At 32.9% G+C, this 13,792-nt stretch carries 15 protein-coding genes and 3 tRNA genes; 15 read left to right on the top strand and 3 right to left on the bottom strand.

From position 1 onward, the window contains the following. Window positions 1-146: 146 nt before the first annotated feature. The 8 genes from AC3WRL_RS20140 to AC3WRL_RS20105 all read left to right on the top strand — a co-directional run bounded on the left by AC3WRL_RS20140 (window position 147) and on the right by AC3WRL_RS20105 (window position 4,852). A tRNA-Leu gene (locus tag AC3WRL_RS20140) sits at window positions 147-220 on the top strand. An 85-nt stretch (window positions 221-305) separates the two neighbouring features. Continuing rightward, window positions 306-378: transfer RNA gene (locus AC3WRL_RS20135), tRNA-Phe, on the top strand. Window positions 379-417: 39 nt separating this feature from the next. Continuing rightward, window positions 418-489 (top strand) — tRNA-Gln (locus AC3WRL_RS20130). Between the two features lie 62 nt (window positions 490-551). Further along, window positions 552-1,037: a ribonuclease H-like YkuK family protein gene (locus tag AC3WRL_RS20125; protein ID WP_492331119.1), complete on the top strand. Its 486-nt coding sequence runs from the start codon at window positions 552-554 to the stop codon at window positions 1,035-1,037. A gap of 24 nt (window positions 1,038-1,061) precedes the next feature. Further along, window positions 1,062-1,445, top strand: a complete 384-nt coding sequence (locus tag AC3WRL_RS20120) for a cyclic-phosphate processing receiver domain-containing protein (RefSeq protein WP_492331118.1) — start codon at window positions 1,062-1,064, stop codon at window positions 1,443-1,445. 181 nt (window positions 1,446-1,626) lie between these two features. After that, window positions 1,627-2,178 carry a 3'-5' exonuclease gene (locus AC3WRL_RS20115; protein WP_492331117.1) on the top strand — a complete coding sequence of 184 codons (552 nt, stop codon included), beginning with the start codon at window positions 1,627-1,629 and terminating at the stop codon, window positions 2,176-2,178. A gap of 24 nt (window positions 2,179-2,202) precedes the next feature. After that, window positions 2,203-2,754: a 3'-5' exonuclease gene (locus AC3WRL_RS20110; protein WP_492331116.1), complete on the top strand. Its 552-nt coding sequence runs from the start codon at window positions 2,203-2,205 to the stop codon at window positions 2,752-2,754. A 1,000-nt stretch (window positions 2,755-3,754) separates the two neighbouring features. Then, window positions 3,755-4,852 carry a slipin family protein gene (locus AC3WRL_RS20105; RefSeq protein ID WP_492331115.1) on the top strand — a complete coding sequence of 366 codons (1,098 nt, stop codon included), beginning with the start codon at window positions 3,755-3,757 and terminating at the stop codon, window positions 4,850-4,852. 47 nt (window positions 4,853-4,899) lie between these two features. Here the strand turns inward: AC3WRL_RS20105 and AC3WRL_RS20100 are convergent, their stop codons facing one another. The 3 genes from AC3WRL_RS20100 to AC3WRL_RS20090 form a co-directional block, all read right to left on the bottom strand. Then, a complete protein-coding gene (locus AC3WRL_RS20100; protein WP_214828618.1) occupies window positions 4,900-5,355 on the bottom strand; it encodes a VOC family protein in 456 nt (151 codons plus the stop codon). 166 nt (window positions 5,356-5,521) lie between these two features. Then, a complete protein-coding gene (locus AC3WRL_RS20095) occupies window positions 5,522-5,815 on the bottom strand; it encodes a helix-turn-helix domain-containing protein (RefSeq protein WP_251040536.1) in 294 nt (97 codons plus the stop codon). Window positions 5,816-5,854: 39 nt separating this feature from the next. Beyond that, a complete protein-coding gene (locus tag AC3WRL_RS20090; protein ID WP_214828623.1) occupies window positions 5,855-6,283 on the bottom strand; it encodes a helix-turn-helix domain-containing protein in 429 nt (142 codons plus the stop codon). A gap of 662 nt (window positions 6,284-6,945) precedes the next feature. Between AC3WRL_RS20090 and AC3WRL_RS20085 the strand changes: the two genes are divergently transcribed. The 7 genes from AC3WRL_RS20085 (at window position 6,946) to AC3WRL_RS20055 (ending at window position 13,656) form a co-directional block, all read left to right on the top strand. Further along, the gene (locus AC3WRL_RS20085; protein ID WP_261509756.1) at window positions 6,946-8,484 is read left to right on the top strand and encodes a SulP family inorganic anion transporter; all 1,539 of its coding nucleotides are present in this window, start codon (window positions 6,946-6,948) and stop codon (window positions 8,482-8,484) included. A gap of 319 nt (window positions 8,485-8,803) precedes the next feature. Continuing rightward, window positions 8,804-9,478 (top strand): HAD family hydrolase, encoded by a 675-nt coding sequence (locus tag AC3WRL_RS20080; RefSeq protein ID WP_214828629.1) that lies wholly within the window; start codon window positions 8,804-8,806, stop codon window positions 9,476-9,478. 1 nt (window position 9,479) lies between these two features. Beyond that, window positions 9,480-10,304 carry a phosphoribosyltransferase family protein gene (locus AC3WRL_RS20075; RefSeq protein ID WP_492331114.1) on the top strand — a complete coding sequence of 275 codons (825 nt, stop codon included), beginning with the start codon at window positions 9,480-9,482 and terminating at the stop codon, window positions 10,302-10,304. Further along, entirely contained in the window at window positions 10,294-10,848 is a 555-nt protein-coding gene (locus AC3WRL_RS20070; RefSeq protein ID WP_214828635.1) for a TerD family protein, read from the top strand. The genes AC3WRL_RS20075 and AC3WRL_RS20070 overlap by 11 nt, the downstream gene beginning before the upstream one ends. Before the next feature lie 6 nt (window positions 10,849-10,854). Beyond that, entirely contained in the window at window positions 10,855-12,015 is a 1,161-nt protein-coding gene (locus AC3WRL_RS20065; RefSeq protein WP_492331113.1) for a toxic anion resistance protein, read from the top strand. A gap of 39 nt (window positions 12,016-12,054) precedes the next feature. Continuing rightward, on the top strand, window positions 12,055-12,975 hold the full coding sequence (locus AC3WRL_RS20060) for a hypothetical protein (RefSeq protein WP_261509752.1): 921 nt from the start codon (window positions 12,055-12,057) through the stop codon (window positions 12,973-12,975). A 69-nt stretch (window positions 12,976-13,044) separates the two neighbouring features. Continuing rightward, the gene (locus tag AC3WRL_RS20055; protein ID WP_214828644.1) at window positions 13,045-13,656 is read left to right on the top strand and encodes a TerD family protein; all 612 of its coding nucleotides are present in this window, start codon (window positions 13,045-13,047) and stop codon (window positions 13,654-13,656) included. Window positions 13,657-13,792: the final 136 nt, after the last annotated feature.

The raw sequence follows: 13,792 nt of genomic DNA, 5'->3' as shown, positions 1-13,792 counted from the left end.
AACACTAACAAGCAAAAGTTTATATAGACAAGCTTTCTCCAACCTTAAACATAAGTAATAAATAATAAGTAATGAGCGATGAACGTTTATTGTGAAAATTAATTTTCAACATTACTAATTACACATTGTTTATTACTTATAATCCTGCAGGAATGGCGGAACTGGCAGACGCACTTGATTTAGAATCAAGGTATTGAGGGTTCGACTCCCTTTTCCTGTACAATGTTAATTAACAAAAAGATAAATGAAAATATAGTATTCAAAATCAATTATCGCTTATCTATGATCATTTATAATCAACATTCGGATCAGTGGTGTACAAGGTGTGCACGTTAGTCTGAAAAACTAGAGGTATAGGTTCAATTCCTGTCTGTTCCACAAAATATGAGTAAACTCAAAACTGATGACTCAGGACAGTGATTCATAGTGTAATGGGTAGCACACAAGACTTTGACTCTTGTTGTTCAGGTTCGAACCCTGATTAATCAACAAATTATTTATCAATCATCATTTATAAAACAAGTATGTAGAATTTTAAAAAATGTAAAAAAATGGAAACGCAACAAGAAACATGGCAGAATATGACTGGAAAATTTTTCCACAAACCTATCATACAATTGGTAGAAGAAGCCATCATCCGTGAACAGGCTAATGGATACCGACTGAAAGTTTGTGTGGGTTCAGATTCCCACGTTTATGGTGATGATATCAGCTACGCTACAGCAGTGGTATTTATTCGTGAAGGAAAAGGAGCGTTTACTTTTATTAGAAAACAAAGAGAAGTACAAACCATCAGTATCAAAGAACGAATGCTGAATGAAGTGAACAAATCTGTAGAAATTGCGTATGCTATCTGTTCTATTTTGGATACTTACGGGGTGGAAATGGAGGTGCACGCAGATATCAATACGGATCCTGAATTTAAATCCAATGTGGCATTGAAGGATGCTATGGGATATATTCTGGGAATGGGATATGTTTTTAAAGCAAAACCTTATGCTTTTGCAAGTTCCAACTGTGCTGATATGATGGTTTAATAGTACATCTCAAATACAAATTTTATGAACATGATAAAAAAGCTTTTGTTTCTGGATGATATCAGATATCCGATCGAAGCCTATTATTATACAAAACAGGATATTTTCTTAGAGAAAGATTGGGATATAGTTCGGAATTACGAACAGTTTATCAACAGAATTATGGAGAAAGGACTTCCAGAGATGATCTCTTTTGATCATGACCTTGCAGATATCCATTATCTGGAGCAGAATTCTTTAGATTTTACTGAAAAGACAGGTTATGATTGTGCCAAGTGGCTGATTGAATATTGTATGGATAACGGGCTGAACCTACCGGAGTTTTACAGCCATTCCATGAACCCGGTTGGGAAGGAGAATATTCTTAACCTATTAGAAAATTTTAAAAAAGCTAATAAAAAATCTTAAAGTTTAGTTTCGGTAATTTTTTACCGAAACTTTTTTATATCACGTAAAAAGATTGCGTACTTGTGGTTTTTCTTTGCATAGACTTTTAAAAGTATTTCTTTCCTGGATATTTCTTTTCCAAATCCATCCCACTTATCAATTGAGTAACAAAATGTATATGATATTAGAAAAACTATGTAGTATGAAAAATAAAACAACAAATGAAATATTAATTATCGACCTGGAAGCGACGTGTTGGGAAAACGAAAGGATTCCCATCGGGCAAAAAGTCGATATTATAGAAATAGGAATCTGCTTATTGAACTTAACATCAAAAGAGATTTCTAAAAAGCAAAGTATATATGTAATTCCCGAGAGGTCTGAAATCAATGGATTTTGCACAAAACTAACAGGAATTACGCCACAACTGATAGAAGAAAAAGGAATCTATTTTGAAGAAGCCTGTGAAAAAATCATTGACGAGTACAATCCAGCCTTATTAACCTGGGCTGGCTTTGGAAATTTTGATAAGGAGCAAATCTTTGAACAATGTGATTGGCTTGGAATAGAAATTCCTTTTTCTTACGATTATCTTAATGTGATGGATGAATTTAAAGACCATTTTAGTCTTCCAAGAATGATGGGTCTAAAAAGAGCCCTGGATTATTTGAAAATGGAATTTGAAGGAAATCATCACAGTGGAGCTGACGATGCTTATAACGCTGCCAAAATTCTGAGAAAGATTTTGGAATAATTATTAACAATAAATATTAAAAAATTGAAAACAACAGACAATATACTAATTATAGACCTTGAAGCCACGTGTTGGGATGACCGACCCCCGAGAGGTCAGGAAAGTGAGATCATCGAAATCGGCGTTTGCATCATGGATGCGAAAACCGGTAAGATCTCAAAGAATGAAGGAATTTTAGTAAAACCCCAATATTCCCAAGTAAGCCCTTTTTGTACGGAACTTACTACAATTACTCAAAAAATGTTGGATGAGGAAGGTATTTTCTTTGACGATGCATTAGATATTCTAAGAGCAGAGTATGATTCTGAGGAGCTGACGTGGGCGAGTTATGGCAATTATGACCTGAACATGCTTCAAAGCCAGGCAAGAAGGTTTAATGTGGATTATCCATTAGGTGATGACCATATCAATGTGAAAACATTATTTGGGGAAGTGCATCCGATTATCAGGAAAAGTGTAGGGATGAGTAGAGCTTTAGGGGAATTGAATTTCAAGCTCGAAGGGACTCATCACAGAGGAGTTGATGATGCCAAAAATATTGCCAAGATTTTGTATTGGTGCCTTCAGAATTATTAAAATTCTCAATGTTTCAGAATGAGCTCTCTTATAAATGGAGCTTTTATTTTTTAGATAGTTTTTATGATACTTCATACACGGAGTTATTTTGAGTTTTATTCTAGTTAATAGTGCAGTATGTGATCATTTGCGTATTCTCTTTAATTAAAAAATAGTCACTTTTTTTTAAAATAATTTCATAACGCAAATAGACTGCGCACTTGTGCAGTTACTTTGCATTATCAAAATGAAACAATATTACAGTTTTGAGAAATAAACTTTAATTAAAATATCAGGGAAGTCTTGTTGTGTGTTTCGGTATAGCGCCATTGCAGAAGAATTTGTTGAGAAACATGATTTCGTTCTGTTCAACTTGACTTGAAGGTTTGAGGAGTTTTCCAAAAAACTTCTACCATGTGCTATGGGTCGGAGGTTCGAATCCTTCTATTTCCATTGGGGAATATAACTCAGTTAGGTTAGAGTAATAGCTTTATGATGTGTGGGTTCGAATCCCACTGCCAACTCGATTGGTAAGGCGGAATGGTTGACGCGCTACACGATCACTGTAGTATCATTTGAATAGACTTAAAATCTATTTTTGATCGAGTTTTGGATGTTCTCTTAAAAAACATTTGCCATGGAAAAGTCTGAGGTTTTTCAGTTGTTTAATCAGCAGTTTGAAAAAGCTTGTAAGAAAAGATATTTTCTGAGAATAAAATTCAGTTGAGGAATAACGACGATTGAATGCATTTTCTAAAAAGGAAGTTTTTGCGTGAGCGATGGTAGTGGATATCCTTTTTTGTTTTACAAAAAAGATAGAAGTGAACGTAGCGACCCAAGCTGTTGTCTTTGCAATGGCAAGGGGCACGCCCAAGATCTGAATGATTGGAAAATAATTTTGAAACGCCTGTTCTTAAACGGATGAAATTTTTCGAAATACTTTGCTTCCGCCATTTTTGGAAGAGAGATCCTCAGTTTTTTCCTTTTGTTAAAAATTAATAACCTTTAAAATATAAATAAGATGATAAAAAATGTACAAATTGAAGCATACCAAGTAGGTTTGGTATTTAAAAACCGAAACCTGATTGAAATCCTGAAAGAAGGTAATCACTGGGTTTTTGGTGGTAAATTTGTGGAAATCTATGAAATGAAGACGTTGTTGAAAGCTAATGACGATTTGATTCTTTTATTGAAAAATGAAGAGTTAAATGCGATGTTGGAAATCGTGGAGGTGAAAGATGGTGAACTTGTATTGGTTTATGAGAACAGAATCTTTAAAGAGGTACTTCATGTTGGTCAATATGTCATTTGGAAGGGTGTGATGAACAGAGAATTTCTAAAAGCTGACTTGACGAAAGTTGATATTACAGAAAAGATTTCCAAAACCATTCTGGAAAATGCAAAATTGAAAAACCTTACCAGAAAATTTGTGGTGACTAATCAGCATAAAGGTTTGTTAATCATCGATGGTAAGCTAACGAAAGTGCTGGATGCAGGAACTTATTATTTTTGGGTGAATGAAATTTCCGTTGAAGTAAAAAGTGTAGATACTCGTATGCAGCAAATGGAAATTGCCGGCCAGGAGCTTTTAACGAAAGATAAAGCGATGCTTCGTATCAATTTTTATGTTCGTTATCAAGTGGAAAATATCGTGAAAGCATTGATGGATAATAAAGAGTATGATAAACAATTGTATATACTGATGCAGTTGGCTCTTCGCGAGTTTGTGGGTGCTTTGACACTAGATGAATTGCTGTTGAAAAAGGATTCTGTAGGAAAAGAAATTCTGGAGAATCTTGGACATAAAGCCAACGATCTTGGATTGAAGGCTACAGATGCTGGAATCCGGGATGTGATCCTAACAGGAGAAATGAAGGAAATCATGAATCAGGTTTTGATTGCAGAGAAAAAAGCTCAGGCCAACAGCATCATGCGTCGTGAAGAAACAGCTTCTACAAGAAGTTTGCTGAACACAGCGAAACTAATGGAGGAAAATGAAGTCTTGTGGAAGTTGAAAGAAATGGAATTTATGGAGAAGATTGCAGATAAGATTGGAGATATTACCGTTTCCGGAAACAGTAATATTGTTTCTCAGCTAAAAGAGATTTTTGCAAAATAAAACTAATAACTATTACTATAGAAATGGGCTTCTGTGAAAACAGAAGCTCATTTCGCATTCATATAATTTAACCAGTCTTCATAAGATATTACACCCAATTCAGGTCGGCCTTCACCATCGAGAATAGAGATGAATTCCAAACTATTTCCATCCGGATCATTAAAATAAATGGCTAAAGCTGGCATCCATGCAAAGACCATCGGCTTATCCATCCCATTTTTCAGAAAGTTGTAAGGTTTTAGGTTTCTTGTTTTTAAATAATCAACCGAATAATTCAGAATATCTTCTTTATCGCTCGAAAAAGCAAAATGCCTGGGTTGTAAATTTTCTTTTTGTTCCCATAGGCCGAGCATAAACTCTTTTCCTTCACCAACCCATAAAAATACAATCGGTCGGGTTTCATCTCTATGTGCTAGTTTTAGTCCTAAAACTTCAGTATAAAATTGAATAGCATTTTCTAAATTACTTACCTGAATATGTGTTTCATATAATCCTTTGATCATAATTGTCGTATTAAATGTTATAAGTAATAACAAAAGTATAAATCAATTCCTCAAAAATGATATTTCACCAATTCCTTTATAAAAAAAGAGTGATAGATATTATAACTTAAAAAATTTAGAATGTCGAATAAAAAAGCCGATAAATATTTATTTACCGGCTTATACTTTAATTGAGTTCTTCTTCAAAATTCTTTTTCCACTTCGCAATAGTGGTTCTGCTGATCTTATACTTCTTTGACATATAACTTGTAGAAAAACCATGCTTTCTCTGATATTGCAATAGCTTCAGCATTGTTTTCTTATCGTATGTTTTTAGTTTCTGGTTGTTTTTTGCACTTTCTTTTGATTGTTCAAAAAGCCTTTCATTAAGTTTTAGAACATCATCTGAAGTATTAAGTCTTTTGAGTAATTCTTTAATTTTCGGTTCTTCTAATTTATCAGGATGTTCAAGTCTGAGCATGTCATGATAAATTTTGCTGTAATTTGGTCGCATTATATCTTATTTATTTGGGGTGTCTATTTTCTGGAGCCAACGATGAAGCGTACTTTTTGGAATGGAATATTCTTTTATTACGTCATTCAAGCTCATCTCTCCGGACTGAATTCTTTTGATAATAAATTCTTTGATTTCCTGAGTGTAGATATTCTTTCTGAAATAAGGTATTTTTTCGGATTTTTCGGTGTTCTTATTTACTGCTGCTGGTGGAGCGTATAGAATAAGGTGAGAACTATACAGTCTGAAAAAGTCATACTCTAATAATTTACTGCATCTTAACAGAACTTCTGTGTCGATCGATCTGCTATTTAGCATGTTTTCAACAAACTCTTCATCTTTGTTTAGGAAGTTACAAATCCTTTCTATTGTAATTCCTTTGTCTTCAACTCGCTCTTTTATGAATTGTCCTATATGTATTTCTTTGTATAACATTTATAAGATAAATATTTATATTAATAATATGTGTAAGTAAATAGTGTGTTACAATTTTTATTGGTATTCTGAAATAGATAATGATAATAGAATATGATATGAAATATGTAATCAGATGCTGTTGAGCTATAATGATGGTAAAATGCAAAATTTGTAAAATCTTTTACATTACTATTTGCTGGCTTTTGAGTATTTAAAGAATTAATTGAGTATCCTTCCAACTTCCATCGATGCTTTTAGCGATTATTTATTTTTCATTTCGTCTAATAAAATACTATAAATATCAGATTTTACGACTGTAGTAGTAATAATACATTATCTAAAGCGCTTTCATGTAATTTCTCTTTATTTTGTTCTACTGATAGATTACTTTTTTATATTAAAGTTAAATTAGTAAAATCTTATTTTAATTTAAAGATATATAAGAAATAATCAACTTATTGGTTCCCAAATATAGAGAAAATAGAAATTGAAGCAAAAGATATAGTAATAAATAATGTTAAAAAATGGTTTTAACGAAAAAATTAGGGTGTTAAATTTTTATATTTTTAACAATATAAATTTATATATGAATTATTACGAATAATGCTTATTCGTTTATGCTATTTTGAAAATTCGATTATTGTATATAATGTTTCAAGTATTTACCTTTGTCCACAGTTATGAGTACATATATAAAGATCTTCGATTTTTCTAAAAAGGTAAACTATAAAAATGAATTACTTGCAGGGTTTACAGTTGCAATGACTATGATTCCTGAATCTCTTTCATTTGCTATTTTAGCGGGACTTTCTCCGTTAACGGGTTTGTATGCAGCCTTTTTAATGGGGTTGATAACGGCTGTTTTCGGTGGTAGACCAGGAATGGTTTCTGGTGGAGCGGGTGCTACTGTTGTTGTCTTGATCGCATTAGCTAAATCTCATGGTGTTGAATATCTGTTTGCTACTGTTATACTGGCCGGGGTTTTTCAAATGCTTGTGGGTATCTTTAAATTAGGAAAGTTCGTTCGGTTGATCCCACAGCCTGTCATGTATGGTTTTTTGAATGGTTTGGCTGTTATTATTTTTATGGCTCAAGTCGAGCAATTTAAATTTGTGGACAGCAATGGTGTCGTTCAGTGGCTACAGGGGACTTCTTTATATATTATGGCAGGGCTTACCATTTTTACCATAGCTATTGTTTATTTTTTACCAAAAATCACTAAAGTTGTTCCAGCTTCATTAGTCGCTATTTTAATGGTCTTCGGAATTGTTTTAGGGTTTAATATTAACACAAAAACAGTTGCCGATATTGCTCATATTAGCGGAAGCCTTCCTTCTTTTCATATTCCCCATATCCCATTTTCCCTGGAAACACTGAATGTTATTTTCCCATATGCTTTGATCATGGCAGGCGTTGGCCTTATAGAATCTCTCCTTACATTGTCTATGGTGGATGAAATTACCAATTCTAAAGGAAATGCCAATCGTGAATCTGTGGCTCAGGGAATAGCAAATATTACCAACGGCTTCTTTGGCGGGATGGGTGGCTGTGCAATGGTGGCACAGACCTTAGTCAATCTTAATGCCGGATCAAGGGCGAGGCTATCGGGGATCATTGCATCCCTTACTATTTTAATTATTATCTTATTTGGAGCTCCATTTATTGAAAAGATACCAATGGCAGCATTGGTTGGGGTAATGATGATGGTGGCAATAAGTACTTTCCAATGGGTTTCTATAAGGATTGTCAATAAAATGCCAAAGTCCGATATATTTGTTGGGGTGGTAGTTGCTTTAATAACAATTGTATTGCATAATCTGGCTCTTGCAGTTTTAGTAGGGGTTGTAATTGCTGCTCTCGTGTTTGCTTGGGATAATGCAAAAAGAATCAGAGCTAGAAAATATATTGACGAAGATGGAGCAAAGCACTATGAAATATTTGGACCCTTATTTTTTGGTTCTGTAACGGCCTTCACAGATAAATTTGATCCTGCTGGTGATCCTAATGATGTAATTGTTGATTTTAAAGAAAGCAGAATTGTTGATATGAGCGCCATTGATGCTCTGGATAAATTATCGAAACGTTACCATGATCTTAATAAAACACTGCATCTGCGTCATTTAAGTGAGGATTGTAGAAAGGTATTGAAAAATGCAGAAGCAGTCATTGATGTTAATATTGAGGATGATCCTACTTATAAAGTGATGCCTGAAAGATAAAAATAACCAAACAAGGACTGTAAAATATTTACAGTCCTTGTCTTTTTAGGTTATCAATAGGTTAACGATGAACATATTGTACTAATATATATGGACAGTATTTCATGTCAATTCAATTTTTTGTGGTTTAGTTTTCTCAATTTTTTCTTAATTATTAGTGTTAAATCTTAAAAAGTTATAAAAAAACAGACATTAATTTTAAAAAAATTATCTTTGGAAGGAATTGAATAATTCAGCTTAAAACTAACGACAAAAACATGAAATTATATAAGCAATCTTTTTCAAGAGGAGCTTAATGTAAATTATAATTGGTACCATTTTGAAAGCAGATATCGACATCCATAACCACTATCATTTTTCTTTTGATCTGTGGCTCACTTTAATAAAATCTCATCCCGAATTTAAAGCAAAAAGAGTTGAGCTGTTCTCCTCATTTTTCAATATCAACAGACCCATAGAAGAGGTTGCAAAAACTGTAAAATACTATGATGATTTATGCAATACCATCAATGAGGTTATAGGTGGGAATGTGGATACTTTTGAAATCTATTTGCTGATTTTAAATGCTTTAAATGTTGATATAAAAGAATTAAACAGGGATGATTTAAATAGATTTTACACTGAAAGTGAAGAATTATTTCTCGAATATAAACCAGTTATTATCTTCGAAAATGTACATCAATTTTTTAACGAAATTAAAAGTCAGGGAAAGACCATTAATATATTAAGTAATACGGGATTTATTAAAGGAAAAACACTCCGGAAATTTTTGATTGAAGAGAACCTTGATGAATTTATCGATTTCCATATTTATTCCGATGAAATTAATTGTTCAAAACCTAATCCGATCGTTTTTCAGGAAGTGAAAAATAAAATTAAAAATCAAGATTTAGAACTGCATCAGATTCTACACATAGGTGATAATCTGATCGCTGATTTTAATGGAGCAAAAAATTTTGGTTTCAATGCACACTTACTTAAATACTCAATATAACATGAACAAGAGGTACAGTTTACACCATATCCATTCTGCAAAAGAGTTTACTTTTTCCCCTGCAGAATACAGTTATTTTAAGTATGGAGATAAATCTTATGCCGAAAAGTTTGCTAAGGAACTATTCGATGGGTTTATTTCTCATAACGAAGGACTTTTCAATGTCGATAAAGAGATTGTGATTTTACCAAGTCCTTATATGGCAATTCCTACAGCTTCTAATTTTTTGTGCTTCTACTTTAAAAAGTGCTTGGATTTTTATCTGTTTCAGAGAGGAAAGAAATCAAGTATTCTCTCAAAGATAAACCGTAATCATACCTATACCACAGATTATGGAAATCTTAGTTTTGAAGATCGTAAAAATTTGATTGCCAATGATACTTATTATATCGATAAGGATTTTTTACGCGGAAAACTTTGTATTTTTATAGATGATATAAAAATTACAGGAAGTCACGAACATACAGTGAACAAAATATTAGATGAATATGCTGTACAGGCGGATTTTATATTCTTATATTATGCTGAGTTGATGAACTTTGATATTGATCCGACTATCGAAAATTACTTCAATTACTACGCTGTAAAAAATGTAGAGCACATTGTAGAGGTCATGATAAAGCCAAGCTTTCAGTTCAATACAAGAATTGTAAAATATATTTTAGGGTTAGAATCAAGTAATTTTGAATATCTTATGTCTAAAGTAAAAAAGGAACATATGGATGATCTGCTGGAATTAGCTATCAGCAACAATTATCATTTAATAAAAGAATACGAAAATAACATAAACACTTTAACACAAACCGAATTATATTATGGCTATTAACTTACAGAAAGGACAAAGAGAAAATATAAATGCACCTAAATTCACAGTAGGTTTAGGATGGGATATCAATAATACATCTACGGGAGGTGCTTTCGATTTAGATGCTTCTTTATTTTTATTGGGAGAAAACAAAAAATTAGTTTCAGATAATCACTTCATTTTTTATAACAATCTTGAGTCTCCGGATAAAGCAGTTATTCACACAGGTGATAATTTAACAGGAGATGGAGCAGGAGATGATGAGCAAATCAAGATTGATTTAACTAAAATTGATGATGCTGTAAAAGAAATTACAGTAGTTGTTACGATACATGAAGCAGAATCCAGAAAACAAAACTTCGGACAGGTAAGAAATTCTTTCATTAGAATTTTCAATACAGATACGAATGAAGAAATCTTAAAATATGAATTAGATGAAGATTTCTCTATCGAAACAGCTGTTGAATTCGGAAGAATATACAACAGAAATGGAGAGTGGAAATTTGAAGCTGTAGGAAGTGGACAAAGAGATGGTCTTGAAAAATTTGTATCAATCTATCAATAATCTATTATGGATAACCAATCAAATCAATCCAATGACCCAATTCAGCCGATTGAACCTCTTAAAACCTTTGAGCCCAATCAGCAGAGTCAACCAGCTCAGGGAGTACCTCCGGTTCTAGTTGATAGAGACGGAAATGTAAATCTAACCCAGATACAAGGTGTAGATCTTCAGAAATATGAAACTGCAGCTAATGCTATAGATGAGACCAATCCTGGTTCTATCGTGAATTTTGGTTCTGAACTTCAAAAAACTTTAGCTAATCAAAGTGATAGTTTTTTAAATAATGTAAGAAGATCAAATTCTGGCGAAGTAGGAGAGCTGATCAATAATTTATTGGTCGAACTTAATTATGTGGATGTTGATGAAATCAACGGTGGCAATAAAGTGAAAGGCTTTTTCAGTCGTTTGCCATTCATGAAAAAGATGATCACCCAGGTAGAAAACTTATTTGCGAAGTATGATAAGATCGTTAATAATATCGACCAGATCTCGTATAAAGTAAATGCTGGAATCATTACTTCTACAAAAGATAATGCTGTATTACAGACTATTTTTGACAGTAACGTAAATTCTATCAAGCAAATTGAAGATCTTGTGATTGCTGGGAATTTAAGAATGGAAAGAGCATCGGGAGAACTTGCAGAAATGGAGGCTAATGTTCAGAATTATGCCGATTATCAAATTGCTGATAAAAGAGATTTTATCAACAGATTAGACAGAAGATTAGCTGATCTTAAAGTAGTACGTTTGATCATGATGCAGTCTCTTCCACAGATCAGACTGGTTCAAAACAATAACGTTTCTATTGCTGAGAAAGCACAGACTATCCTTACAACGACTTTGCCAGTATGGAAAAACCAACTTTCCTTAGCTGTTGCAATGCACAGACAACAGCAGAATATTGAAATTCAGCAGAAAGTATCTTCTACGACAGAAGAGATACTTAGAAAAAATGCAGAGCGCCTGGGTCAGAATTCAAGAAATGTTGCTAAAGCTAATGAGCAGACCATTGTTTCTGCTGAAACACTGAAAGAAACAACAGCAATGTTGATCAATACATTGAATGAAGTGAAGCAGATCCAAAAACAAGGTACCGAAAACAGAAGAAAACTGGATCAGGATCTACAGACATTAGAAAGCGAATTGAAAGCAAATATTAGAGGTTAATAATACGATATACCGGTGGATGATGAAGCAGTAATCATAATGTCTCAAAGTAAAAGAAGATTAACAAAGCTTAAGCTTCTTTCTAACTTCTTTGAAAATGTTGATATAATATCGATTTACATTAAAACAGATATTATACATAACTTATTCAATGAAAATAAAGCATTAGATTATAGTAAACTGGAGCTTTTTCATCTGCAGTATACCGACAGTCTGATAGAATTGCTGACCAAAATTAAAAAGAAAAAGGAAAACAATTTATTGGCTGTTATTAACGAGATCAATATCAATAACCAATATATTTCAGCTTTTGAGGAAAAGAAAGTTGATAGTTTTGAAATAGACAGGAAGATGTACAGTGGTATATTTTCCAAGCATCTGAAGAATTTGTATAAAGATCTTACAGAAGACAAATTTACCCTGAACTGGAATGATGTTTTATATTTTCAAAAAAAATATGGAGCAGAATTTTATAGAACGGAAGCAGATGAATCGAAACTTAAGTTTCATCAGGTTCCTTCTTATCAGTATCAGGATTATTCGATAGAAAGAAAGCTATTGGGTAAGCTTAATATACAGAATTTTAAAGTTCGCTTTATGTGTGGATATCGCATCGATAGGAACGAATATGAGTTGTTTAAGATCTTTCAATCCGATGAACATTTTATTTTCAATGTTGAAGAGAAAAGACTTTATCTGATCGATGATGAACTTGCATATTTAAATACTTCTGAAAACGAATCCAATCAGATTTTGATTATCAATCAGCTGAAAAATAAAAATGAAGAATTGGAAGAATCCATAGACGAAAGGAAACGAGCGTTGCCGGATGATGTGGAATCCGTTTTAAAAGACTATCTGCGAAACCTGGAAAGTGTTGATATTATGAGCAAAATATTTGATGTTAACGAAGAAACCAATATTCTTAGGGCAATGCTCAATTTGAATTTGAATAATTAAAGAAGGTAAATAGGTGAAAAATAAATTCATCTTTTAACCAAACAATAAAAAATAACTAAACATAAAAAGATGGCTATTAACTTACAAAAAGGTCAAAGAATTAACCTTACTAAAGAAAACGGAACGGCTCTTACGCAAGCTTGTGTTGGTATCAACTGGGGTGCAATAGAGAAAAAAAGTTTTTTTGGCGGAAGTAAAAAAGAAGCAGTAGACTTAGATGGGAGCTGTATCTTATACGACTCAAACAAAAATGCTACTGAAGTGATCTACTTCGGAAATTTAAAATCTAAAAACGGATCCGTAAAACACAGTGGGGATGATCTTACAGGAGATGTAGATGGGGATGATGGTCTTGATAATGAGGTAATCACTGTAGATTTCAGTCAGTTGGATGCAAGTGTTGAACATGTTGCTATGGTATTAAATAGCTACAGAGGACAGGATTTCGGAACTATTCCTTTTGCTTCAATCCGTATTTATGAAGGAACACCTACCAATGTAAGAGAGGTTTTTGCTAAATATGATATTGCTAATGATGCATCATTTAGTGGACACGTTGCCATGGTAATGGGAGTTTTCTATAAGAGAAACGGAGAATGGAAATTCAATGCGATTGGAGATCCTACTGCGGATAAAAAATTGGAGCAAACGATTCAGACAGTACAGCAGAAATATCTGTAAAATAGAAATTGTTTTAGAAGTAATTGATATTCGGTACAAGTCGGGTTTTTATTTTTATAAATAAATTACTCGAAAGATTGCTATTGAAATTAATTGTATCTATGCATTCAGAAAAAAAACAGCAATAATTGTACTT

This window comes from Chryseobacterium sp. FW101-FHT12H09 (assembly GCF_058790395.1).
Note: the sequence above shows the minus strand (reverse complement) of the source record. Positions and strands in the feature narration are given on the sequence as shown.

What these genes read in the sequence shown, in the direction of transcription:
- AC3WRL_RS20125 (WP_492331119.1), top strand. Translation starts at nt 552, where the DNA reads ATGGAAACGCAACAAGAAACATGGCAGAATATGACTGGAAAATTTTTC.
- AC3WRL_RS20120 (WP_492331118.1), top strand. Translation starts at nt 1,062, where the DNA reads ATGAACATGATAAAAAAGCTTTTGTTTCTGGATGATATCAGATATCCG.
- AC3WRL_RS20115 (WP_492331117.1), top strand. Translation starts at nt 1,627, where the DNA reads ATGAAAAATAAAACAACAAATGAAATATTAATTATCGACCTGGAAGCG.
- AC3WRL_RS20105 (WP_492331115.1), top strand. Translation starts at nt 3,755, where the DNA reads ATGATAAAAAATGTACAAATTGAAGCATACCAAGTAGGTTTGGTATTT.
- AC3WRL_RS20100 (WP_214828618.1), bottom strand. Translation starts at nt 5,355, where the DNA reads ATGATCAAAGGATTATATGAAACACATATTCAGGTAAGTAATTTAGAA.
- AC3WRL_RS20095 (WP_251040536.1), bottom strand. Translation starts at nt 5,815, where the DNA reads ATGCTCAGACTTGAACATCCTGATAAATTAGAAGAACCGAAAATTAAA.
- AC3WRL_RS20090 (WP_214828623.1), bottom strand. Translation starts at nt 6,283, where the DNA reads ATGTTATACAAAGAAATACATATAGGACAATTCATAAAAGAGCGAGTT.
- AC3WRL_RS20085 (WP_261509756.1), top strand. Translation starts at nt 6,946, where the DNA reads ATGAGTACATATATAAAGATCTTCGATTTTTCTAAAAAGGTAAACTAT.
- AC3WRL_RS20075 (WP_492331114.1), top strand. Translation starts at nt 9,480, where the DNA reads ATGAACAAGAGGTACAGTTTACACCATATCCATTCTGCAAAAGAGTTT.
- AC3WRL_RS20070 (WP_214828635.1), top strand. Translation starts at nt 10,294, where the DNA reads ATGGCTATTAACTTACAGAAAGGACAAAGAGAAAATATAAATGCACCT.
- AC3WRL_RS20065 (WP_492331113.1), top strand. Translation starts at nt 10,855, where the DNA reads ATGGATAACCAATCAAATCAATCCAATGACCCAATTCAGCCGATTGAA.
- AC3WRL_RS20060 (WP_261509752.1), top strand. Translation starts at nt 12,055, where the DNA reads ATGTCTCAAAGTAAAAGAAGATTAACAAAGCTTAAGCTTCTTTCTAAC.
- AC3WRL_RS20055 (WP_214828644.1), top strand. Translation starts at nt 13,045, where the DNA reads ATGGCTATTAACTTACAAAAAGGTCAAAGAATTAACCTTACTAAAGAA.